Here is a 21993-nt window from a genome sequence, read left to right as displayed (position 1 = left end):
TTGCTGGCCGAAGAACGACCTAAGATTCCAGCCTTTTCGTAGAAATACCACATGGATCGGAAGATGTGTTCTCATTTCAGAACTTCTCCCGCGTGAGGAACACGGCCTGCAAAAGTCTTGATTTCGACATTAACGTGTTCGGGGTTTTTTTCTGTAAAATCGTTGAAAATAGTCTCCTCATAGCGGAGCGGGCGCAACCAGCCACTTTCCCGTGGCAGCGTGACGCCTGTTAGTCCACGTTCGAATGCCCAACGCGCCAATCTGACATCAACAAACTTCTGACTTCCGGCCATATAAGAATAAGGTGGGAAATCTCTTGCCTTCAGGATAGCTACTCCTGACGCAATTTGATCGACAATTATCGGAGCATGCTGCTCTTTGTAGAATACGAACACGTCACGAAAATCTGCTAACCGTGTTTTATAAGAGTACAGTTCTCGGGGGTATTCGATAAGCCGCCCAAATACTCCCATACCAATGCCGCCAGGATTGTTACGATCCCGTCGGTTGTTGAATTCCGGGCGTCTGTAAATTGACCCATGATACGAACCAATTGCCGTGCGATTTCCTAACGCCTCAAACCTGGAAACGGTTTTTGCAACATAGTCTGGCGGATACAGGATATCATCGTCGAACAGCATGACGTATTCAGCACCTGAGACGTCCGGATAGAATTTCCCGACGTCTTTTGTATCTTCTTCTGGGAGAATAGGAACGATATTTCCATATCCCAGAAGCTCAGATGGAACTGCTTCGAACTCGTTCAGAACAAGGTTCAATCTATCCACTTGAGGTGCGATCGCCTCAACTACTGTCCGCAGAAACTTCTGTCGTTTGGGATATGTGGCCAAGTTTGCAATGATCATTTGTGCTTGGCCCTTGAATCGAACGCCTCGACTCTCTCACTGATCCGCAAACGCAAACGCTCTTTAAGAGGAAGCAGGTTCACAAACCGCATAAACTGCAACGCCGCATCTGAAAGCGCCATATTCTGTCGTTCGACTGGGATCAGAGCATTTATTGCCGCCTCTGAAAGACCTGCATTTTCAAGCAGCGCTGTGCCCAATACTGCACCTGATTTCAACTCTTCATCCATGCAGGTGAACGTAACGGGTGCTGACGTCGCCTTAGATATCCGGTCAGCCCATTCTTTCCAATCTGGCCAATCTTCTTGGAAAGGTGAACTTCTGGCCCACACCCCGTAAGAGCCCGTTACGCCGGCTCTTTTCACGCATTGTCGGTACATGCTGTTTCGCCAAGATTCAGCTGGTCTCGTGTAAAAATGAAAGGCCAAATCCGTTCCTGATGCACAACCTTCAATCACAGGCAGAATCCTCTCGGCCCATGATACAACGTCTCCTGTATTGGAATACGGCACACGTCCCAAAATATTCTCATCTGAAATCAGACACACAGGTTTCCCGTTGTCAAAAACCAAAGAGAAGTGCCGCTCCAACGTTTTAATGAGTTCCTTTTCCCGATCAGGGCTAGGTTCCGCACAGAAATTCTTTCCGGCTGCGCGCAAATCTTTCGTTGCATCCCCGTAGACACGCACATCCACGTCTGACAACAACGACAGGTTGGAATTCAGCAGCGCCTGGACAGACGTCGTTCCCGTTTTTTGAAAACCGAGATGAAAGATCACCCTGGGAGTGAAAGTCATACCGAGCCCTCGACGCCAAGTGGCTCGCAACCAAGCGCCCCCAAGAGTTTCCTTTCAATTCGACCTGCAACCAAACTATGAAAGTTCCAGATTAACGCATTCCAGTGGTCCGGCGGACTGCCAAACCGGTATTCAGGGCTGCCGCTATCTGCTTCAACGTAATTCGAAAGCGGGGAAACTAGGAAGCTTCCCCAATTTGTTGGCGCCGAGATATTTTTTCCTACTTCCGTAAAGTACTTGTGCAACGAAACAATATGCGAGAGCGCGTCTTTCGTTACGAAAACTCCCGGATAACTACGCCCCTTAATCCGGGATTGCGCAGACAACACCGGAATAAAGCCGTGTTTCCGACCAAAAGCGTGGAAAACTACGCGACAGCAATAATTTTCTTCGAGCAGAAACTTTATAAAGTTGGTCCCTGATCGAAATGCGCAGCACACAGCGATTTCTTTGTCACCACGGTGGAACATTGTTGTCTTTCGCGTAGCAGGCCACAACTAGCAAAATGTCAAAACGTCCGCGCCTTGGGCGCGATCCGTTTCAGACTTATGCCGCCCTCATCTTCAGTCGTCAGCGGATCAACAATCACAGGGCGATAGCTGAGGTCTACTTTGTTGCCATCGACCCGGGACACCGTATGGACCCGCCAGTTTTCGTCGTCACGTTCTGTATAGTCTTCGTGCGCATGAGCGCCGCGAGACTCTTTGCGGGCTTCGGCACCTACAATTGTAACCAACGCACTGGGCATCAGGTTCGTCAGTTCCAGCGACTCCATCAGGTCACTGTTCCACACCAACGACCGGTCCGAGACCTTCAGATCATCCATCTTGGCGGCAATCGCCGTCATCTTCTCAACGCCTTCCGCCATGGTTTTCGCGGTCCGGAAGACGGCTGCGTCCTCTTGCATTGTGCGCTGCATTTCAAGCCGCAGATCGGCGGTTGGGATCGCTCCGCTGGCGTTGCGCACCGCATCGAACCTGTCGAACGCCTTATCGACGGACGCCTGATTCAGAACCGGATTGGAGGCATCAGCATCTACAACTTTACCTGCGCGAATTGCCGCCGCGCGGCCAAAGACCACCAGGTCAATGAGCGAGTTCGAACCCAAACGATTTGCGCCATGGACCGAGGCACAACCCGCCTCACCCACGGCCATCAGACCAGGCACAACTGCGGTCGGGTTTTCCGGGGTCGGGTTCAGAACCTCGCCCCAGTAGTTCGTCGGAATACCACCCATGTTGTAATGAACGGTCGGCAGAACCGGGATCGGTTCCTTGGTCACGTCCACACCGGCAAAGACGCGGGCCGATTCCGAAATACCCGGCAGACGTTCTGCCAGCGCCTCGGCTGGCAGGTGGCTGAGGTTCAGGTGAATATGGTCCCCGTTGTTGCCATGCCCACGGCCCTCGCGGATTTCCATGGTCATTGAGCGTGAAACGTAGTCGCGTGGCGCGAGGTCCTTGTATTGCGGCGCATAACGCTCCATGAACCGTTCACCTTCGGCATTGGTCAGGTAACCACCCTCGCCGCGCGCACCTTCGGTGATCAGGCAGCCAGAGCCATAGATGCCAGTCGGGTGGAACTGAACGAATTCCATGTCCTGCAGCGCCAGTCCCGCGCGGGCCACCATGCCGCCACCATCACCGGTGCAGGTATGGGCCGACGTCGCGCTGAAATAGGCGCGCCCGTAACCACCGGTTGCCAGTACCACCATCTTGGCGTTGAAGACATGCATCGTGCCGTCGTCGAGCTTCCAGCAGACGACGCCCTGACACTGCCCGTCATCGGACATGATCAGATCGATGGCGAAGTACTCGATATAAAACTCGGCATTGTTCTTCAGCGACTGACCATAGAGCGTGTGCAGAATCGCGTGGCCGGTTCGGTCGGCAGCGGCACAAGTACGCTGCACAGCAGGGCCCTCGCCGAACTCGGTTGTGTGTCCGCCAAACGGGCGTTGGTAAATCTTACCCTCTTCGGTGCGGCTGAAGGGCACACCGTAGTGTTCCAGCTCATAGACCGCTTTAGGAGCTTCCCGCGCGAGGTACTCCATAGCGTCGGTGTCACCCAGCCAGTCCGAGCCTTTGACGGTGTCATACATATGCCACTGCCAATGGTCAGGACCCATATTCGACAGCGACGCGGCGATACCGCCCTGCGCGGCAACGGTGTGCGAACGGGTTGGGAAAACCTTGGTCACACAAGCCGTGCGCAAGCCCTGTTCAGCCATACCCAGCGTCGCCCGCAGACCGGCCCCACCAGCGCCGACAACGACCACGTCATATTCATGCGTTTCGTATTCGTATGCAGCCATTTCTTTCAGCTCCGGGAATTAAAGGGCGATGCGCGCGATGGCGAACAGGCCAGCAGCCGCTGCGCCGTATGCCAGGCAAGTGGTCAGGATGATCAGCACCTTCTCCATGGTGCCGTGGACATAGTCCTCGATCAGAACCTGAGCGCCTTCGGCAAAATGCTTCATACCAACCAGCAGCGTCAGCCCAGCAACAATCGCAGGGAATGGGCGCGAGTAATAATCCAGCACCACGTCATAAGGCTGACCCAGAACGGGCCCAAAGGTGAAAATGAACAGGGGCACGAGGATCAGCAAAGCCACCGAACTGACTTTCATGCTCCAGAAATGGGCTGTGCCCGATTTGGCCGAACCAAGGCCGGTCGCACGCTTGCGGTCAGTCAGATAACGCATGTCTGGCCTCCTTTATCCGACAATCAACAAAGTCAACAGGGTCAGGACGACCGAACCGATGACAACCGCCCAGCCCAGCTTGTACGCTGTAGGAAGGTCCAGCCCGATCGCGTTGTCCCAGATCAGATGTCGCACACCGGCCAGCGTGTGATACCAAATTCCCCATAGCGACAGCGCCATGATCAGATCGCCCAGAACCGAGGTCAGCCACCAGTTGGCACGTTCAAAAGCCTCGGGCGAGGTCGCAGCGGCCAGAAACCACCAGACGATCAGCAAGGTCGCCACGATCATGGCATTGCCAGTGATCCGGGTCAGGATAGACGTGACCGAGGTCAATTGCGGGCGATAGATCGACAGATGAGGAGAAAGCGGGCGGTTGCCCCGATTTACATCGGCCATGGCGGCTCCTTTTCGGTTGGCTATCGATGGTTTTACCTGTTTTTACGACTCTGTCACGTGCTGCAGGTGCAAAAACTGTTAAATTTGACGCAAATTCACGGATATTGTCAAAATGTGATCACACAAAATAAGCTCGTGATCACAAAATTCTGTCGACCCCAGCAATGTTAGCGTTTTCAATACAAAAGCGTTGTGATCACGAATCTACCACTGCATCATTTCAGATCGGCGGTCTGCTGGGTCACTTCGCGCAGCAGTTTTTTCCGAATCCGTTCCGGGTAGTCCGAAAACCGCGCCGCCGAAACGACAAAGGCGCCTTCACCCACAATTACATTCTCAAAGAAATACGCCGTCAGATCAGGCTCGCTTTCCTCGATGGCGATAGCATTTACCGTGATGCCACGATCGCGGAACACCGCGTGCAGCTCGGACGGCTCGACCCCCTCGTTAGAAATCCCGTCACCGGACAGGTCGATCAGGTGCCGTTTGCAATCGGACACGGCATCAAAATTGCCAATCGTCACCTCAAGCGCCTCGCCGATGGCTGTCGAGAAATTTCGCCAAACGCGAGGGTCTTCGGCGACCTGACTGGCGAACTGATCAAGCGCTACAAAACTGTCGATCCGGGTCCAGGGGATTGTCACCCGCTGGCGTGAACTGCCGGTCCATTGCACCAGCATCAACTGCGCCTGCCCACGCACCAGCGCCTCGGACACGACAGGATCGCGCAGACCGGCGGCCAGACCATCCATTTGAATGCGGTACTCTTCCGTATCCACCGAACCGGACACATCAACGGCCAGTGCCAACGCCAAATCACAGGCCGCAGCCGGGGGCGCAAGGCACAGGCCAGTCAGAATGTTGCGTAGTAATCCCATAAGTGCAGCCTAACACGGCTGGCGCAGACTGCACTCAAAACTCTGTCATCGATGCATGGGGATTGCGTCTACCCTTCAGACTGGCATCAGGGCCCAGTAGTCCAGATCCAGCAAAACGTCCTCCCGGTATTTTCCTTCTTCGGTGCGCAATGCGAACGGAACGTCCCCTTTGGTTGCAACCAACCTCAGCCGGATTGCGCCGATACCAGGGGCGTTCGTTTCAGCTTTGTCCAGAACCTCGGACCACGCCTTGATCGTGTCGCCAGCGAAACAGGGGTTGGCATGGGCCCCGCTGTTCAAACCGACAATCATCTGCGCGTTGGCCAAGCCATTGAACGACAAGGCCCGAGCCATCGAGATGACATGGCCACCATAGATCAACCGCCCATCAGGGCGGAACGTCAGATCAAAATGTACCTTGGCGGTGTTCTGCCAAAGACGGGTGGCGAGCATATGCTCGGCCTCTTCCACCGTTACGCCATCCACATGGTCGATGGTTTCACCGATCTGATAGTCACCCCAACGATGTGGTTCACCTGCCAGAGTGAAATCGTAATTGGAAAAATCAAGGTCTTCGGGAATAACCAGATCGTCGGGCTCCAGCGCCTTTTTCAACTCGGGCACAACCGTCTCGGGCGCGGGCGCGTCGAGGTTCGATTTGCGCACCATCACCCAGCGGACATATTCGATGACGACCTCGTCCAGCTGGTTCAGACCACGCGTTCGCACCCAAACCACGCCGGTTTTGCCGCTCGAGTTTTGCTTGACGCCGATCACCTCCGAGACCGAGCGCAGCGTGTCGCCGGGATAGACCGGCAGTAGCCAACGCCCCTCGGCATAACCCAGATTGGCCACGGCATTCAGCGAGATATCGGGCACCGTTTTGCCGAACACGACGTGAAAAGCAGCCAGATCGTCGATGGGGCTTTCCTGCAAACCGCAATTCCGGGCGAACTCGTCCGAGGAATAGAGCGCATGGCGCGCCGGGTAGAGCGCGTGATAAAGCGCGCGCTCACCCTCGGTTACCGTGCGTGGAACGGCGTGAGGCAGAACCTGCCCGACGGCATAATCCTCAAAGAAATGGCCCGGGTTGGTTTTTGCCATCACTGCTGCCCCAGTTTCATCTCTGGGGAATAGTCTGCCTCGACCTCTTTGGTCACGGCCTGCGCGCAGCGCATCATGCGGCTGTTTTCATCGTATGCGTAGGAAGGAGCGCCATAAAGCTCCCACCCTTTGGCCAGCGCATCAGAGACCTTGTGGCAGAAGGCAGATGTGTCCTCCTCGGTCAACAAACGATAGAGTTTTGCCATGGTTTCAACTCCTTAACCACCGAACGGAGATGGACCAACCAGCCCGTGAATATAGCCGACAATGCCCAGCAGGACGATCGAGGCGGCAAAGAACATCACGTCTTTGCCATAGGTGCCCGGTTCGCCCGGGGTCCAATCGGGTTCGGACTTGTTGATCACGATCACTTCGACCACGGCCCATGCCAGCAACCCTCCAAACAGGATGATCGACGCCAGATCGCCGTTCACCAGCAAATGCGCAAAGGCCCACAGTTTGAACCCGCCCAGCATCGGGTGGCGGACCTTGTTCAAAAGACGGCCTTTGGTTCCGGCAGGGCTGGCCAGGTAGAACGCGATCAGCACCAGCAGATTGTTAACGTGAATCAGAAAGGTCGGCGGGGCCCAGACAAAGATGAAATCGGTCATGCGATAGCCGAAGATCATCAGCAGGATCGCAGCCACCAACGCCAGCGCCACCGCGCCCTTGCCCGCGTCGCCCATGGCGGCGCGGCGCTCGGGCATCGCGCGCTTGAACAGATGTGCCGCCCACCAAAGCGCCACACCAAGGATCAGAAGAACAAAGCCCATGCTGGCTTACCCCGCTTGCAAAGCTGAAATCGCCTCTGCTTTTGCCAGAATTTCGCGGGCTGTTACAACATGCAGGTTCTCAACAATCTTGCCGTCGACAACAGCGACCCCCTGTCCGTGCGCCTCGGTCTCTTCAAAGGCGGCGATCTGACGGCGGGCCAGATCGATCTCATTCTCTGATGGCGCGAAGGCGGTATTGGCAGTCTCGACCTGAGCAGGGTGGATCAGCGTCTTGCCGTCAAAACCCATGTCACGTCCCTGCGCACATTCGGCCTTTAGCCCGTCTTCGTCCTTGAAAGCATTGTAAACGCCATCGACAATGATCAGCCCTTCGGCCTTGGCTGCAAGCAGGCATAGGCCCAGCGAAGTCATCAGAGGCAACCGATCTGGACGGAAGCGCGTCTGTAGCTCTTTGGCCAGATCGTTTGTACCCATGACGAACCCGGCCATCAGCGGATGCGCCGCAATCTCGGCTGCGTTCAGCATACCGCGCGGGGTTTCCATCATTGCCCAAATCGGCATGTCGCCCGTGATTGCGGCAAGCGCGTCCACATCGGCGGCGGAGTTCACCTTGGGCAGCAGCACCACATCGGCGCCCATGTCGCGCACAGCCTCGGCATCGGCACGTCCCCATTCGGTGTCCAGCCCGTTGATACGCACGATCTTGACCCGAGAGCCATAACCCCCGGTCGCCAATGCGGCTCTCAACGTCTCACGTGCATTGGATTTTTCATCCGCCGCAACAGCATCTTCCAGATCAAAGATGATCGCATCCACCGGCAAGGTACGGGCCTTATCCAAAGCGCGGTCCTTTGAGCCGGGAATATAGAGAACGGAACGATAGGGGCGCTGACGAGGATCCATGGGTAGCTTCCGCTTGAAATAAAGTTGCGCGAAATGGGGCATTTTTTGACGGAAAGTTCAAGAGCAAAATCGCCGCAGCGCAGCATCCATCATCAGCCGACAACGCACGTTGCGTTAACAGTATTTCTCCTCGGGTCGGCCACGCTGCGCAATGCAGGCGAAAGGGAATCCGAGATGAAAGCCAGGATGATCAAGATGACAATGGGTTTGGGTATAGTGGCGCTGGCGGCGCAGCAACTGAATGCCCAGTCTCGTCAATGCGCCCCGCGGGGCGATGTTTTAAAGCAACTGACCGGTACATATGGCGAAACCCGCCGTGGGGTTGGAATTGCCCGGCAAGGTACCGTGATTGAGGTATTTGCTTCTGACACCACCGGCAGTTGGACGATTACAGCAACGCTGCCGGATGGAACGACTTGTCTGATGGCCTCGGGCCAAGCCTACAGAGAGACGGCTGAATCCCTACCGCCCAACGTTTAAGTCAACGCATCCCAGATCAGTTTACTGCCGGTCAGGATAAGCAACACGTAGGCAATCCCAAAAAACAGGCGCTCGGACAGTAGGAAATGTGCCCGAACGCCCAACCAAGCGCCCAATATTGCAAAAGGTGCCAACAACAAATCCGCCAACGCCGTATGCCAGGTGAACAGCCCAAGAAACGCATATGGGATAAATTTGGCGACATTTATGACCCAGAACACCAGAACTGTACTGGCTTGGAACTCGGTTTTCGACAGGCGTTGCGACAGCAGATAAACGGCTGCTGGCGGCCCCCCGGCATGGCTGACGAAACTGGTGAATCCGGCAACCAGCCCCGCAAACAGACCGGCGCTGGAGGGCAAACGATTTTGGAAACCGCGAACCCAGCCCCGGGATTGTGCCATATGCCAGATCACAAACCCAACCGAGATCGCTCCGATCAGCAGACGCAGAAGGTCGTCGTTTGTTGCGCGATACAATACTGCGCCCAGCGCCACCCCCGGAATTGCGCCAAGTATCAACAGACGTGAATCCGGCCAGCTCCAGCGCCTCCAATAGGGACGCAACGTTGCGACATCGATCACCATGAGGATCGGCAACATCAGTGCCAGCGCCTGCCCCGGCGTCAGGATCAACGCCAGAATCGATGAGGATGCAAAGGCCACGCCCGAGCCGAACCCACCCTTCGAGATGCCCGCAAAGACCACCGCAGGGACCGCCACAGCAAAAAACATCAGGTTCAGTTCGAACATGTGGCTTCCCGATTTAGGCCAGTCTCACAGGCCGTTTAGCGCAATCGGAACCTGTGACGCAAACGGTATGCGGTTGCATGCCGCGTCGCAGGACCCTTGCGCGAAAGCCATTTAGCGACTAGCACAACCGCGATTTCAAAACCCATCGGAGATATTCCAAATGGCCAGACCCAAGATCGCGCTGATCGGCGCAGGTCAGATCGGCGGCACGCTCGCCCACCTCGCTGCAATGAAAGAACTGGGTGACGTAGTCCTGTTCGACATCGCCGAAGGCACCCCCGAAGGCAAGGCGCTGGACATTGCTGAATCCGGCCCGTCCGAAGGCTTTGACGCCAAGATGAAAGGCACCCAGTCCTATGAGGACATCGCAGGCGCCGACGTCTGCATTGTGACCGCCGGTGTGCCGCGCAAACCGGGCATGAGCCGCGACGACCTGTTGGGCATCAACCTGAAAGTGATGAAATCGGTTGGCGAAGGGATCGCTGCCCACGCGCCTGATGCGTTTGTCATCTGCATCACCAACCCGCTGGACGCGATGGTTTGGGCGCTGCGCGAATTCTCGGGCCTGCCGCACAACAAGGTCTGTGGCATGGCAGGCGTTCTGGACTCGGGCCGTTTTGCCCACTTCCTGTCGGAAGAGTTCAACGTGTCTATGCGTGACGTCACCGCCTTTGTTCTGGGCGGCCATGGCGACACCATGGTGCCGTCGGTGCGCTACTCGACCGTTGCTGGTATCCCGTTGCCCGATCTGGTCGAGATGGGCTGGACCACGCAGGAAAAACTGGACGCCATCGTACAGCGCACCCGTGACGGCGGTGCCGAGATCGTTGGCCTGCTGAAGACCGGCTCGGCCTTCTATGCGCCTGCCACATCGGCGATTGAAATGGCCGAGGCCTATCTGAAAGACCAAAAACGCGTTCTGCCCTGCGCCGCTTATTGCGATGGAGAGCTGGGTGTCGAAGGCATGTATGTCGGCGTTCCGACCGTGATTGGCGCCGGCGGTGTTGAGCGGGTCGTCAACATCAAGCTGAACGAAGAAGAGCAGGCCGGTTTCGACAATTCAGTCAATGCCGTGAAAGGTCTGATCGAAGCGTGCAAGGGCATCGACAGCTCGCTGGCTTAAGAACCTTAGCGTCTAATAACAAAGCCAAATTCGGAGCCCCGCTGACAGCAGCGGGGCTTTTTACTGCGAAACAGTGCGTCAGGGGTCAGCATAAAAAGAAGCACGACGCGCTTTGTTACGATGCATCTCCATAAGTATGTCTGCGATTAATTTGTTCTTGAACGAACTACATCAGGCCCAATCTCACCAAAGACAAGTCATCATGTTCTCACACTGATAAATTCAATGGTTTCGGTTGCCATCATAGCCTGTACTACTGTACCGGTGCCGAATAAGTGTGGTCGGCTTCGGCAATACGCATCTATCTGCCTACCGGGGAAACAAGCAATAATGCTAAGAAAAATCTTGAAGAACTTCCTTGCACCAATTTTCCCTCAGGCCGGGGCATCTGAAAAAAGGACGTCAAAGGCGGAAAGCGAAGTGCCCAAGAAGGACCGACTCGAGTTCTCAACTTCCAACCAATATTGGGAAGAGCGATACCTGCGCGGTCGCAACTCTGGAGCAGGCAGCTATGGACGTCTTGCGGACTTCAAAGCAGAGGTGTTGAACGATTTCGTTGCGCGCAACTTCATTCATTCCGTAATCGAATTCGGATCAGGCGACGGTAGCCAGCTATCCCTTGCGAAATATCCAGAGTATCTGGGTGTGGACGTTTCTCAGACTGCGGTGGATGCCTGCCGGGGAAAGTTCTCACGGGATACAACCAAAACCTTTGTGAACTCTGCAGACTTTAGTGATCGCAAAGCCGATCTGACCTTGTCGCTCGATGTGATTTATCATCTGGTCGAGGATGATGTTTTCGCGAACTACATGGAAACCCTGTTTGACGCATCTTCGCGTTTTGTCATCATTTATTCGTCTAACAAGGACGAAATACATACTCAAAAACATGTACGGCACCGATGCTTCACCGATTGGGTCGCTGCCCACCGACCAGAGTTCCGTAACATCGAACATATTCCGAACCGTTACCCCTTTGACCAAGAAGACCCAAACAATACTTCGTTTGCGGATTTCTACATCTTCGAACGCATATCCTAAATGTCCCCCAAAGGGTTTCGCGGCTTCGCGGCATGGCATTCATCCAAGCAATGCTAGGAACCTGTGTAATGCTTTCTGAAACATACAAAGATCGAATCGAAAGTCTTAGACTTTAGTTTTGTGATCACACCCCAAAAACCTGTGATCACAAATGCTGAAAATCTTTGCTAAAAACCTCTCCCGTATCAAAAAAGCCTTTAAACTTGCCCCCTAGACACGCCTATAACGGTTTAATCGTAGTCAGACGGGACAGTTTCGATGAATATTCACGAATATCAGGCCAAAGCTCTTCTTCGCAGCTATGGCGCTCCGGTCTCCGACGGTCGCGCCGTATTGCGCGCCGAGGAAGCCAAAACCGCAGCCGGCGAATTGGATGGCCCACTTTGGGTTGTCAAAGCACAGATTCACGCGGGCGGGCGCGGTAAAGGCAGCTTCAAAGAGGCCGATGCCGGTGAAAAAGGCGGTGTTCGTCTGACCAAATCGGTGGAAGAAGCCGCCGAAGAGGCCAAAAAGATGCTGGGCCGCACGCTGGTCACCCATCAGACCGGCCCCGCAGGCAAGCAGGTGAACCGCATCTATATCGAAGCCGGATCGGGCATCGAGCGCGAGTTGTACCTGGCGCTGCTGGTGGATCGCCAGACCAGCCGGATTTCCTTTGTCTGCTCGACCGAAGGCGGCATGGACATCGAAGAAGTGGCCGCAGCCACGCCCGAAAAAATCCTGTCCTTCTCGGTCGATCCCGCGACCGGCTATCAGCCCTATCACGGCCGCCGCATCGCGTTTTCGCTGGGTCTGGAAGGTGCGCAGGTCAAGCAATGCGTCAAACTGATGGGTCAGCTCTATAACGCCTTCGTCGAGAAGGACATGGAGATGCTGGAGATCAATCCGCTGATCGTCTCGGACAGCGGCGACCTGAAAGTGCTGGACGCCAAGGTCGGTTTCGACGGCAATGCGGTCTACCGCCACCCGGACATCGCCGAGCTGCGCGACACGACCGAGGAAGACCCCAAGGAACTGGAAGCCTCGAAATACGACCTGAACTACATCGCGCTGGATGGTGAGATTGGCTGTATGGTCAATGGTGCCGGTCTGGCGATGGCCACCATGGACATCATCAAGCTCTATGGCGCCGAGCCCGCCAACTTCCTCGACGTCGGCGGCGGCGCGACCAAAGAGAAAGTGACCGAAGCGTTCAAGATCATCACCTCGGACCCAAACGTCAAAGGCATTCTGGTCAACATCTTCGGCGGTATCATGCGCTGTGACGTCATCGCCGAGGGCGTTGTCGCCGCAGTGAAGGAAGTCGGCCTGCAGGTTCCGCTGGTCGTGCGTCTGGAAGGTACGAACGTTGAGAAAGGCAAAGAGATCATCAACACCTCTGGCCTTGACGTGATCGCGGCGGACAACCTGAAAGACGGTGCCGAGAAGATCGTGAAGGCGGTTAAGGGCTAAGTTCATGGCATCCGCTGTCGAAGGCAAAGCAATCAAAATCACGGAAGGGAATGTGAAAAATAATCACATCCCCATTGCGCACGTCGCGGATTTGTTTCCGGCTGACTGCTTCGGCGGAAGCCGCAAGGCAGCGGCAGCAGCCCCGATAGATGTGATGCTAGACGGCATAGGCACTTTCGAGACCGACATAGCAGAAGACAAAAAAATCCTCCGCATCCGCGCGAATGGTGCAGTTGGAGAGTTTTACAAACGCAGCCATGCGAAAGAAGGAACAAGAATCTTCTTCGAGAAGATTGGGCCTCGCTTATTTCGCATTACGGCTTTCAACTAAAGGAACCATATCAAATGGCAGTCCTCATCGACGAAAATACCAAAGTGATCTGTCAGGGCTTTACCGGCTCGCAGGGCACATTCCACTCTGAACAGGCCATCGCCTATGGCACCAAGATGGTCGGCGGCGTGACCCCCGGCAAAGGCGGGATGGAGCATCTGGGCCTGCCCGTGTTCAACTCGGTCCACGAAGCCAAGCATGTGACCGAAGCCAATGCCAGCGTGATTTATGTTCCGCCGCCCTTCGCGGCAGACTCGATCCTCGAAGCGATTGATGCCGAGATGGAAGTGATCGTCTGCATCACCGAAGGCATCCCGGTTCTGGACATGATGAAGGTAAAACGTGCGCTGGAAGGCAGCAAATCGCGTCTGATCGGCCCGAACTGCCCCGGTGTCATCACGCCTGACGCCTGCAAGATCGGCATCATGCCCGGCCACATCCACAAGCGCGGCTCGGTCGGTGTTGTGTCGCGCTCGGGCACCCTGACCTATGAGGCCGTCAAGCAGACCACCGATGTGGGTCTGGGCCAGTCCACCTGCGTCGGCATCGGCGGCGACCCGATCAAAGGCACCGAGCATATCGACGTGCTGGAGTGGTTCCTGGCCGATGACGAGACCCATTCGATCATCATGATCGGTGAGATCGGTGGCTCGGCCGAGGAAGAAGCCGCGCAGTTCCTGGCGGATGAGGCCAAGAAGGGCCGCAAGAAGCCGACCGCCGGTTTCATTGCAGGCCGCACGGCCCCTCCGGGCCGCCGCATGGGCCACGCGGGCGCGATTGTCGCCGGTGGCAAAGGCGGTGCCGAGGACAAGATCGAAGCCATGCGCTCGGCCGGTATCGTCGTGGCCGAAAGCCCAGCGCAGCTGGGCGAGGCTGTGCTGGAAGCGATTGATTGATTGATGCCTGCAAAAGCGATAACTTCTGCTTTTCGCGGGCTACACACACTCCCGGAACGCATTGTTCGTTCCGGGACAAGTCTAATTTTAGCCTGTCTTGTAAGCTTTGGCTCTCTTGCGGCGGCAGAAGAACCCAACAAAGAAAGTGAAAAGGCATTTCTGGCGGCGGCAAAGCTCTGCTCAAGCGGCTTCGAAAATCTCGATTCTGCGCGTGACGCTTTGACAAAAGCAGGCTGGAACGAATTTGAAGACGGCCCCGCGCCAGCCGTTGTGTCGAATCGCGTGGCATTCTCAATCGACGAAACAGATCTGCCCTACACTGTCGAGAATGCGTATTTCATGGCGGCATCAATGCTCGGAAACTCCGCGCTCGGCCCGAACCAACCAGCGTTTGTGCACACCGACGTTCAACTTGCATTGATTGGGGTGGAAGAAGGTCACCAGTATTGCGCGTTCGCCGGGCCAAGATGGACTGTTTATTCTGCCATTAAAAACGGCTTTGCTGGTGGGATACGTGCCCGAACCAATATCGTTTCTTTGATAATAGGCCGCGAAGACAATGCAACGATCGCAATAGCACTTATTGATTTGGACGCATTTTTTCAGGCCTTGGGCACGACAGAAACAGATAGTTCAAAGAAAAGACTGTTTGGAGCGACTTTTAAGGAACTCCTGATGCCCGCAAACATCACAATCTCTCCCGACTACAAGGGCGAACACGGAGAGGCAAATTAGCATGACCTTCTCTGACGCCATCCGCACCTGTTTTTCCAAGTTCCTCACCTTCTCGGGTCGTGCTTCGCGGCCCGAATACTGGTTCTTTTTCCTGTTCATCGTGATCTGGAGCATCCTCGCCGGGATCATCGACGCGCAGTTTTTCACTCAGGTCGCCGTCAGCGAAAGTGATGAGGTGAAATCCGTCACCGCCACGTCCTCGCAACCGGTGCAAAGCATTGTCAGCCTGATCGTCTTCTTCCCGCATCTGGCCGTCGCGTGGCGGCGGATGCATGATACCGGGCGCAGCGGGCTTTACGCTCTGCTGCCGATCCTGCTGATCCTCGGCGCGCTGGGGGTTCTGGTCTTCGGCATTGGCCTTGCCAGCCAATTCCATGGCGGAACGCTGGACATCCTGTTCACCCGCGCCACGTTGCTGATCGTCATCCCGACACTTATCGTTCTATTCGTATCGCCCCTGCTGGTCCTATGGTGGCTGACCCGCCCAAGCCAACCAGGCACAAATCAATACGGTCCCAACCCATATGAGGTAGCCCAATGACCGAACACTCGCCCAACTCAGCCTTCCATGCCTCAAGCTTTATGCAGGGGCACAATGCCGAATACCTGGAGCAGCTTTATGCCCAGTACACTCGGGATCCCGGCGCGGTCGATGCCGCCTGGGTCGAGTTTTTCCGGGCGATGGGTGACGCTACGCCGGACATCCAGCGCGAGGCCGAGGGGCCTTCGTGGGCGCGAACTGACTGGCCTCCGATGCCCGCGGACGACCTGACCGGAGCGTTGACCGGGGAATGGGCCGAGATTGACGCCAAGGCGGCAGGAAAGAAGATCAAGGACAAGGCCGAGGCAAAGGGTGTTGAGATCAGCGAGGATCAGATCAAGCGCGCTGTGCTGGACAGCCTGCGGGCGCTGATGCTGATCCGCGCCTATCGGATCCGGGGTCACCTGGCTGCCGATCTGGACCCATTGGGCATGCGCGCGGCCAGCAATCACCCGGAACTGGACCCAAAGACATATGGTTTCACCGATGCCGACATGGACCGGCCCATTTTTATCGACAATGTGCTGGGTCTTCAGATGGCCTCGATGCGGCAGATCGTCGATATCGTGAAACGGACATACTGTGGCACATTCGCGCTGCAATACATGCATATCTCGGACCCAGAGCAGGCCGCGTGGTTGAAAGAACGGATCGAAGGCTACGGCAAAGAGATCCAGTTCACCAAAGAGGGTCGCAAGGCGATCCTGAACAAGATGGTCGAGGCCGAAGGTTTTGAGAAGTTCCTGCATGTCAAATACATGGGCACCAAACGCTTTGGTCTGGACGGCGGCGAGAGCCTGATCCCGGCGATGGAACAGATCATCAAGCGCGGCGGCGCGTTGGGGATCAAAGACATCGTTATTGGTATGCCGCACCGTGGGCGCTTGAACATTCTGGCCAACGTGATGCGCAAACCCTATCGCGCCATTTTCAACGAGTTTCAGGGCGGCAGCTTTAAACCCGAAGATGTGGATGGGTCCGGCGACGTGAAATACCACCTCGGCGCCTCCAGCGATCGTGAGTTCGACGGCAACAGCGTTCACCTGTCACTGACAGCAAACCCTTCGCATCTTGAGGCGGTGAACCCGGTGGTTCTGGGCAAAGTCCGGGCCAAGCAGGATCAACTAAAAGATACGGATCGCACGGCGGTGATGGGCATCCTGCTGCACGGTGACGCGGCCTTTGCCGGTCAGGGTGTCGTGGCCGAAGGCTTCGGCCTGTCGGGCCTACGCGGACACAAGACCGGCGGAACGATGCATATCGTGGTGAACAACCAGATCGGCTTTACCACCGCGCCGCACTTCTCACGCTCCAGCCCGTATCCAACAGATATCGCGCTGATGGTCGAGGCGCCGATTTTCCATGTGAACGGCGACGATCCCGAGGCCGTGGTCCACGCGGCCAAGGTAGCGACCGAGTTCCGTCAGAAGTTCCACAAGGACGTGGTGATCGACATCTTCTGCTACCGCCGGTTTGGTCATAACGAGGGCGACGAGCCCATGTTCACCAACCCGATCATGTACAAGAAGATCAAGACGCATAAGACCACATTGTCCTTGTACACCGAACGTCTGGTCAAAGACGGGTTGATCCCCGAAGGCGAGATCGAGGATATGAAAGCGGCCTTTCAGGCGCATCTGAATACCGAATTTGACGCCGGAAAGGACTATAAACCCAACAAGGCAGACTGGCTGGACGGGCGCTGGTCGCATCTGGACAAAAACAAGGACGAATACGTTCGCGGCGAAACGGCGATCTCTCCGGATACAATGGCTGAGATCGGCAATGCGCTGACACATGCTCCGCAAGACATCGCGGTACACAAAACCGTGGCCCGGCTGCTGGATCACAAGAAACAGATGTTCGAGTCCGGAAAAGGCTTTGATTGGGCAACGGGTGAGGCATTGGCTTTCGGGTCATTGCTGACCGAGGGCTATCCCGTGCGTCTGTCCGGTCAGGACGCGACCCGCGGCACGTTCAGCCAGCGCCATTCAGGCTTTGTCCATCAGGATACGGAAGAGCGTTACTATCCGCTGAACAATGTCCGTAAAGGTCAATCCAATTACGAAGTGATTGACTCGATGCTGTCCGAATATGCGGTCCTGGGTTTCGAGTATGGCTACTCGTTGGCAGAACCCAACGCGCTCACCCTGTGGGAGGCGCAGTTTGGCGACTTTGCCAACGGTGCACAGATCATGTTCGATCAGTTCATCAGTTCCGGCGAAAGCAAATGGCTGCGGATGTCCGGTTTGGTCTGCCTGCTGCCACATGGCTATGAAGGGCAAGGCCCCGAGCATTCGTCAGCGCGGTTGGAGCGTTTTCTGCAAATGTGCGGTCAGGACAACTGGATCGTGGCGAACTGCACGACACCTGCGAACTATTTCCACATCCTGCGCCGGCAGCTGCATCGCACCTTCCGGAAACCTCTGATCCTGGTGACGCCGAAATCGCTGTTGCGGCACAAGTTGGCCGTCAGCACGGCTGAGGATTTCACTACCGGCTCCAGCTTCCACCGGGTGCTGTGGGATGACGCTCAAAAAGGCAACTCGGATACCAAGCTGGTCAAGGACGACAAGATCAAGCGCGTGGTGATGTGCTCGGGCAAGGTTTACTTCGACCTGCTGGAGGAACGTGACGCGCGCGGGATCGATGACATCTATCTGCTGCGGATCGAACAGTATTATCCGTTCCCAGCGCACTCGCTGATCAATGAGCTTGAGCGTTTCAAGGGGGCCGAGATCGTGTGGTGTCAGGAAGAACCCAAAAACCAGGGCGCCTGGAGCTTTATCGAGCCGAATATTGAATGGGTTCTGACCCGGATAGGCGCGAAACATACAAGGCCGCGTTATGTCGGCCGTGCAACCTCGGCCTCGCCCGCGACGGGTCTGGCCAGCCAACACAAAGCCCAACAAGCGGCGCTCGTGAACGAAGCGCTGAGCATCGAAGGAAAGTAAGCGATGACGATTGAAGTTCGTGTTCCCACGCTTGGCGAGTCTGTCACCGAAGCCACGGTTGCGACTTGGTTCAAGAAACCCGGCGACGCCGTTGCCGTGGATGAGATGCTCTGTGAGCTGGAAACTGACAAGGTAACAGTCGAGGTACCATCCCCCGCTGCGGGCGTGATGGGTGAGATTGTGGCCGCCGAAGGTGAAACCGTTGGCGTGGACGCCCTGCTGGCAACCATTGCGGCGGGCGAAGGCGCCGCACCGGCCCCGGCGCCAGCGCCAGAGGCCAAACCGGCAGGCACAGATACCGGCAATCCGGGCGCGGCAAGCGTTGATGTTATGGTGCCGACACTGGGCGAATCCGTAACCGAAGCAACCGTTTCAACCTGGTTCAAGCAGGTCGGCGACGCCGTCGCCCAAGACGAGATGCTGTGCGAGTTGGAAACCGACAAAGTCTCGGTCGAGGTCCCGGCTCCGGCAGCTGGTGTTCTGGCAGAAATCGTGGCCCCTGAAGGTGCGACCGTGGACGCAACGGCCAAGTTGGCCGTAATCTCGGGTTCCGCAGCGGGTGCTGCTACGGCACCGGTTGCCGCGGCGGCGGCCCCGGCAGCGGCGACAAGCAGCGGCAAGGATGTGGCAAATGCGCCATCGGCTGAAAAGGCTATGGCCGAAGCCGGTCTGTCTGCGGATCAGGTTACCGGCACAGGCCGCGATGGACGCATCATGAAGGAAGATGTCGCCACTGCCGTTGCAGCGGCAGCTACAGCCCCAGCGCCCGCGGCGGCTGCGCCTGCCGCCCCTGCTGCCCAAGCTCCACGCGCGCCTGTCGCGGCCGAGGATGCCTCACGCGAGGAACGTGTACGCATGACCCGCCTGCGCCAGACCATCGCCAAGCGCCTGAAGGATGCGCAGAACACCGCCGCGATCCTGACCACCTATAACGAGGTGGACATGACCGAGGTCATGGCCCTGCGCAGCCAATACAAGGATCAGTTCGAGAAGAAGCACGGCGTGCGTCTGGGCTTTATGTCCTTCTTCACCAAGGCCTGCTGTCACGCGCTGAAAGAAGTGCCCGAGGTGAATGCCGAGATCGATGGCACCGACATCGTCTACAAGAACTTCGTTCATATGGGCGTTGCAGCCGGTACGCCTCAGGGCCTTGTGGTCCCGGTTATCCGGGATGCGGACTCGATGTCTTTTGCAGCGATCGAAAAGGCGATTGCCGAGAAAGGCAAGCGCGCCCGCGACGGCAAGCTGAGCATGGCCGAGATGCAGGGCGGCACTTTCACCATCTCGAACGGTGGCGTCTATGGCTCGCTGATGTCCTCGCCGATCCTGAACCCCCCGCAATCGGGTATTCTGGGCATGCACAAGATCCAGGACCGTCCGATGGTCATCAATGGTGAAATCAAAATCCGCCCGATGATGTATCTGGCCCTGTCTTATGACCACCGTATCGTCGATGGCAAAGGCGCGGTGACGTTCCTTGTGCGCGTGAAAGAGGCGCTGGAAGACCCGCGCCGTCTGCTGATGGATCTGTGATCATGGCAACGCATGTACTCTGGCAGGCCGATGTGGCCGATTTCGACGTCTGGCTGAAAGTGTTCCGCGAGGACAAACCGATGCGCAAGGCCGCGGGTATCCGCGACCTGCACGTCTGGCGCGACCCCGATCAGAAGGACCACGCAATTGCGATGTTCGAGGTGACGAATCTGGACAAGGCCAAGGCATTTTTCGGATCGGAAGAACTGGCCATGCATCACGAACGGGGCGGCATTGCCCATATCAACATCAAGCTGTTGGAACCTGTTTGAAGAAGAACCTGCCCTGACCCGCAAGTGCCGGGTCATGCAGCCACCGGGCGAGCCGGTCGATTTAGGAGAGTATAATGGCAAACTATGACGTCATCGTTATCGGCGCCGGTCCCGGCGGCTATGTCTGCGCCATCCGTTGTGCCCAGCTGGGCCTGAAAACCGCCGTGGTCGAAGGGCGTGAAACGCTGGGCGGCACCTGTTTGAACGTGGGTTGCATCCCCTCCAAAGCGCTGTTGCATGCCAGCCATCAATTGCACGAGGCCGAGCATAACTTTGCCAAAATGGGCCTGAAGGGCAAAAGCCCCTCGGTCGATTGGAAACAGATGCAGGCCTACAAGGACGAGGTCATCGACGGCAACACCAAAGGCATCGAGTTTCTGTTCAAGAAGAACAAGATCGATTGGCTGAAATGCTGGGGATCGATCCCTGCCGCCGGTCAGGTCAAGGTCGGTGACGAAGTTCACGAGGCAAAGAACATCATCATCGCGTCTGGGTCCGAGCCGTCTTCGCTGCCGGGTGTCGAGATCGATGAAAAGATCGTCGTAACCTCGACAGGGGCGTTGTCGCTGGGCAAGATTCCGAAAAAGATGGTGGTGATTGGCGCTGGCGTGATCGGGCTGGAACTGGGCTCGGTCTACAGCCGTCTTGGAGCCGAGGTCACGGTGATCGAATTCCTCAAGGAAATCACGCCGGGCATGGACCCCGAGGTTCAGAAGACCTTCCAGCGTATCCTCAAGAAACAGGGTCTGACCTTTATCATGGGTGCGGCGGTACAAAAAACCGAAGCCACCAAGACCAAAGCCAAGGTGACGTACAAGTTGCTCAAGGACGACAGCGAGCATGTGATCGATGCCGATACCGTTCTGGTCGCCACCGGTCGCAAACCATACTCGGATGGTCTGGGTCTGGATGCGCTGGGGGTTGAGATGACGCCGCGTGGCCAGATCAAGGTTGGGGCCGATTGGCAGACCAACGTGCCGGGCATTTATGCGATCGGCGATGTCACCGAGGGCCCGATGCTGGCTCATAAGGCTGAAGACGAAGGTATGGCAGCCGCCGAACAAGTTGCGGGCAAACATGGTCATGTGAACTATGGCGTCATTCCCGGTGTGATCTACACCTGGCCCGAGGTTGCCAATGTAGGCGAGACCGAAGCGACGCTGAAGGAGCAAGGCCGCGCCTATAAGGTCGGCAAGTTCATGTTCATGGGCAACGGTCGTGCCAAGGCCAACTTTGCTGCAGATGGTTTCGTGAAAATACTCGCCGACAAAGAGACCGACCGAATTCTGGGCGCCCATATCATCGGCCCGGCAGCTGGTGATCTGATCCACGAAGTCTGCGTGGCGATGGAATTCGGAGCCTCAGCCGAGGATCTGGCCCTGACCTGCCATGCTCATCCGACATACTCCGAGGCCGTGCGCGAAGCGGCGCTTGCCTGTGGAGATGGGCCGATTCATTCGTAGGCTTCACGCAAAAAAACGGGGTTAGCGAGGCTCTG

At 56.6% G+C, this 21993-nt stretch carries 23 protein-coding genes; 12 read left to right on the top strand and 11 right to left on the bottom strand.

The genetic code is table 11. The features are described 5' to 3' along the window. Positions 1–71: 71 nt before the first annotated feature. The 10 genes from ACP0GE_RS13205 to ACP0GE_RS13160 all read right to left on the bottom strand — a co-directional run bounded on the left by ACP0GE_RS13205 (position 72) and on the right by ACP0GE_RS13160 (position 8385). A complete protein-coding gene (locus tag ACP0GE_RS13205) occupies positions 72–866 on the bottom strand; it encodes a glycosyltransferase family A protein (protein ID WP_424832394.1) in 795 nt (264 codons plus the stop codon). Next, on the bottom strand, positions 863–1663 hold the full coding sequence (locus ACP0GE_RS13200) for a hypothetical protein (RefSeq protein ID WP_424832393.1): 801 nt from the start codon (positions 1661–1663) through the stop codon (positions 863–865). The genes ACP0GE_RS13205 and ACP0GE_RS13200 overlap by 4 nt, the downstream gene beginning before the upstream one ends. Positions 1664–2171: 508 nt before the next feature. After that, positions 2172–3977 (bottom strand): succinate dehydrogenase flavoprotein subunit, encoded by a 1806-nt coding sequence (sdhA, locus tag ACP0GE_RS13195; RefSeq protein WP_424832392.1) that lies wholly within the window; start codon positions 3975–3977, stop codon positions 2172–2174. An 18-nt stretch (positions 3978–3995) separates the two neighbouring features. Continuing rightward, entirely contained in the window at positions 3996–4367 is a 372-nt protein-coding gene (sdhD, locus tag ACP0GE_RS13190) for a succinate dehydrogenase, hydrophobic membrane anchor protein (RefSeq protein ID WP_424832391.1), read from the bottom strand. Positions 4368–4379: 12 nt separating this feature from the next. Then, positions 4380–4766 carry a succinate dehydrogenase, cytochrome b556 subunit gene (sdhC, locus tag ACP0GE_RS13185; protein ID WP_424832390.1) on the bottom strand — a complete coding sequence of 129 codons (387 nt, stop codon included), beginning with the start codon at positions 4764–4766 and terminating at the stop codon, positions 4380–4382. A 215-nt stretch (positions 4767–4981) separates the two neighbouring features. Beyond that, a complete protein-coding gene (locus tag ACP0GE_RS13180) occupies positions 4982–5644 on the bottom strand; it encodes a DUF1194 domain-containing protein (protein WP_424832389.1) in 663 nt (220 codons plus the stop codon). Between the two features lie 75 nt (positions 5645–5719). Further along, a complete protein-coding gene (locus tag ACP0GE_RS13175; protein WP_424832388.1) occupies positions 5720–6748 on the bottom strand; it encodes a MaoC family dehydratase in 1029 nt (342 codons plus the stop codon). Further along, positions 6748–6954 (bottom strand): DUF1737 domain-containing protein, encoded by a 207-nt coding sequence (locus ACP0GE_RS13170; RefSeq protein ID WP_424832387.1) that lies wholly within the window; start codon positions 6952–6954, stop codon positions 6748–6750. Before ACP0GE_RS13170 ends, ACP0GE_RS13175 begins: the two co-directional genes overlap by 1 nt. Before the next feature lie 12 nt (positions 6955–6966). After that, the gene (locus ACP0GE_RS13165) at positions 6967–7521 is read right to left on the bottom strand and encodes an NnrU family protein (protein WP_424832386.1); all 555 of its coding nucleotides are present in this window, start codon (positions 7519–7521) and stop codon (positions 6967–6969) included. Positions 7522–7527: 6 nt separating this feature from the next. Beyond that, positions 7528–8385, bottom strand: a complete 858-nt coding sequence (locus tag ACP0GE_RS13160) for an HpcH/HpaI aldolase/citrate lyase family protein (protein ID WP_424832385.1) — start codon at positions 8383–8385, stop codon at positions 7528–7530. 186 nt (positions 8386–8571) lie between these two features. Between ACP0GE_RS13160 and ACP0GE_RS13155 the strand changes: the two genes are divergently transcribed. Then, complete coding sequence (locus ACP0GE_RS13155) at positions 8572–8865, top strand: hypothetical protein (RefSeq protein WP_424832384.1); 294 nt, start codon at positions 8572–8574, stop codon at positions 8863–8865. Here the strand turns inward: ACP0GE_RS13155 and ACP0GE_RS13150 are convergent. Continuing rightward, entirely contained in the window at positions 8862–9617 is a 756-nt protein-coding gene (locus tag ACP0GE_RS13150; RefSeq protein ID WP_424832383.1) for a sulfite exporter TauE/SafE family protein, read from the bottom strand. The two genes, ACP0GE_RS13155 and ACP0GE_RS13150, sit on opposite strands and share 4 nt — an antisense overlap. A gap of 160 nt (positions 9618–9777) precedes the next feature. Between ACP0GE_RS13150 and mdh the strand changes: the two genes are divergently transcribed. From mdh to lpdA, 11 genes are all read left to right on the top strand, one after another. Then, positions 9778–10740: a malate dehydrogenase gene (gene mdh / locus ACP0GE_RS13145; protein ID WP_424832382.1), complete on the top strand. Its 963-nt coding sequence runs from the start codon at positions 9778–9780 to the stop codon at positions 10738–10740. Between the two features lie 345 nt (positions 10741–11085). Then, on the top strand, positions 11086–11781 hold the full coding sequence (locus tag ACP0GE_RS13140) for a methyltransferase domain-containing protein (protein ID WP_424832381.1): 696 nt from the start codon (positions 11086–11088) through the stop codon (positions 11779–11781). A gap of 258 nt (positions 11782–12039) precedes the next feature. Next, positions 12040–13233, top strand: coding sequence for an ADP-forming succinate--CoA ligase subunit beta (sucC, locus tag ACP0GE_RS13135; protein WP_424832380.1), 1194 nt, complete (start codon positions 12040–12042; stop codon positions 13231–13233). Positions 13234–13237: 4 nt separating this feature from the next. Beyond that, on the top strand, positions 13238–13564 hold the full coding sequence (locus ACP0GE_RS13130) for a hypothetical protein (protein ID WP_424832379.1): 327 nt from the start codon (positions 13238–13240) through the stop codon (positions 13562–13564). A 14-nt stretch (positions 13565–13578) separates the two neighbouring features. Next, a complete protein-coding gene (gene sucD / locus ACP0GE_RS13125; RefSeq protein ID WP_424832378.1) occupies positions 13579–14460 on the top strand; it encodes a succinate--CoA ligase subunit alpha in 882 nt (293 codons plus the stop codon). Between the two features lie 3 nt (positions 14461–14463). Further along, positions 14464–15195, top strand: coding sequence for a hypothetical protein (locus ACP0GE_RS13120; protein WP_424832377.1), 732 nt, complete (start codon positions 14464–14466; stop codon positions 15193–15195). A gap of 1 nt (position 15196) precedes the next feature. Next, complete coding sequence (locus ACP0GE_RS13115; RefSeq protein ID WP_424832376.1) at positions 15197–15736, top strand: DUF805 domain-containing protein; 540 nt, start codon at positions 15197–15199, stop codon at positions 15734–15736. Beyond that, positions 15733–18690: a 2-oxoglutarate dehydrogenase E1 component gene (locus tag ACP0GE_RS13110; protein WP_424832375.1), complete on the top strand. Its 2958-nt coding sequence runs from the start codon at positions 15733–15735 to the stop codon at positions 18688–18690. The genes ACP0GE_RS13115 and ACP0GE_RS13110 overlap by 4 nt, the downstream gene beginning before the upstream one ends. A gap of 3 nt (positions 18691–18693) precedes the next feature. After that, a complete protein-coding gene (gene odhB / locus ACP0GE_RS13105) occupies positions 18694–20223 on the top strand; it encodes a 2-oxoglutarate dehydrogenase complex dihydrolipoyllysine-residue succinyltransferase (RefSeq protein ID WP_424832374.1) in 1530 nt (509 codons plus the stop codon). A gap of 2 nt (positions 20224–20225) precedes the next feature. Beyond that, positions 20226–20495, top strand: a complete 270-nt coding sequence (locus ACP0GE_RS13100) for a hypothetical protein (protein ID WP_424832373.1) — start codon at positions 20226–20228, stop codon at positions 20493–20495. Positions 20496–20569: 74 nt separating this feature from the next. Further along, positions 20570–21958 carry a dihydrolipoyl dehydrogenase gene (gene lpdA / locus ACP0GE_RS13095; RefSeq protein WP_424832372.1) on the top strand — a complete coding sequence of 463 codons (1389 nt, stop codon included), beginning with the start codon at positions 20570–20572 and terminating at the stop codon, positions 21956–21958. Positions 21959–21993: the final 35 nt, after the last annotated feature.

The sequence above is a fragment of the Ruegeria sp. genome (genome assembly GCF_965243365.1).
GTDB lineage: Bacteria > Pseudomonadota > Alphaproteobacteria > Rhodobacterales > Rhodobacteraceae > Ruegeria.
This window is presented reverse-complemented; position numbering and strand designations above follow the sequence as displayed.

Coding starts and splice junctions, on each gene's coding strand:
- ACP0GE_RS13130 (WP_424832379.1), top strand. CDS start 13,238: ATGGCATCCGCTGTCGAAGGCAAAGCAATCAAAATCACGGAAGGGAAT.
- ACP0GE_RS13160 (WP_424832385.1), bottom strand. CDS start 8,385: ATGGATCCTCGTCAGCGCCCCTATCGTTCCGTTCTCTATATTCCCGGC.
- lpdA (WP_424832372.1), top strand. CDS start 20,570: ATGGCAAACTATGACGTCATCGTTATCGGCGCCGGTCCCGGCGGCTAT.
- sucC (WP_424832380.1), top strand. CDS start 12,040: ATGAATATTCACGAATATCAGGCCAAAGCTCTTCTTCGCAGCTATGGC.
- ACP0GE_RS13110 (WP_424832375.1), top strand. CDS start 15,733: ATGACCGAACACTCGCCCAACTCAGCCTTCCATGCCTCAAGCTTTATG.
- ACP0GE_RS13100 (WP_424832373.1), top strand. CDS start 20,226: ATGGCAACGCATGTACTCTGGCAGGCCGATGTGGCCGATTTCGACGTC.
- ACP0GE_RS13120 (WP_424832377.1), top strand. CDS start 14,464: ATGCCTGCAAAAGCGATAACTTCTGCTTTTCGCGGGCTACACACACTC.
- sdhD (WP_424832391.1), bottom strand. CDS start 4,367: ATGCGTTATCTGACTGACCGCAAGCGTGCGACCGGCCTTGGTTCGGCC.
- ACP0GE_RS13180 (WP_424832389.1), bottom strand. CDS start 5,644: ATGGGATTACTACGCAACATTCTGACTGGCCTGTGCCTTGCGCCCCCG.
- ACP0GE_RS13165 (WP_424832386.1), bottom strand. CDS start 7,521: ATGGGCTTTGTTCTTCTGATCCTTGGTGTGGCGCTTTGGTGGGCGGCA.
- ACP0GE_RS13155 (WP_424832384.1), top strand. CDS start 8,572: ATGATCAAGATGACAATGGGTTTGGGTATAGTGGCGCTGGCGGCGCAG.
- mdh (WP_424832382.1), top strand. CDS start 9,778: ATGGCCAGACCCAAGATCGCGCTGATCGGCGCAGGTCAGATCGGCGGC.
- sdhC (WP_424832390.1), bottom strand. CDS start 4,766: ATGGCCGATGTAAATCGGGGCAACCGCCCGCTTTCTCCTCATCTGTCG.
- ACP0GE_RS13175 (WP_424832388.1), bottom strand. CDS start 6,748: ATGGCAAAAACCAACCCGGGCCATTTCTTTGAGGATTATGCCGTCGGG.
- odhB (WP_424832374.1), top strand. CDS start 18,694: ATGACGATTGAAGTTCGTGTTCCCACGCTTGGCGAGTCTGTCACCGAA.
- ACP0GE_RS13200 (WP_424832393.1), bottom strand. CDS start 1,663: ATGACTTTCACTCCCAGGGTGATCTTTCATCTCGGTTTTCAAAAAACG.
- ACP0GE_RS13115 (WP_424832376.1), top strand. CDS start 15,197: ATGACCTTCTCTGACGCCATCCGCACCTGTTTTTCCAAGTTCCTCACC.
- ACP0GE_RS13205 (WP_424832394.1), bottom strand. CDS start 866: ATGATCATTGCAAACTTGGCCACATATCCCAAACGACAGAAGTTTCTG.
- sucD (WP_424832378.1), top strand. CDS start 13,579: ATGGCAGTCCTCATCGACGAAAATACCAAAGTGATCTGTCAGGGCTTT.
- sdhA (WP_424832392.1), bottom strand. CDS start 3,977: ATGGCTGCATACGAATACGAAACGCATGAATATGACGTGGTCGTTGTC.
- ACP0GE_RS13150 (WP_424832383.1), bottom strand. CDS start 9,617: ATGTTCGAACTGAACCTGATGTTTTTTGCTGTGGCGGTCCCTGCGGTG.
- ACP0GE_RS13170 (WP_424832387.1), bottom strand. CDS start 6,954: ATGGCAAAACTCTATCGTTTGTTGACCGAGGAGGACACATCTGCCTTC.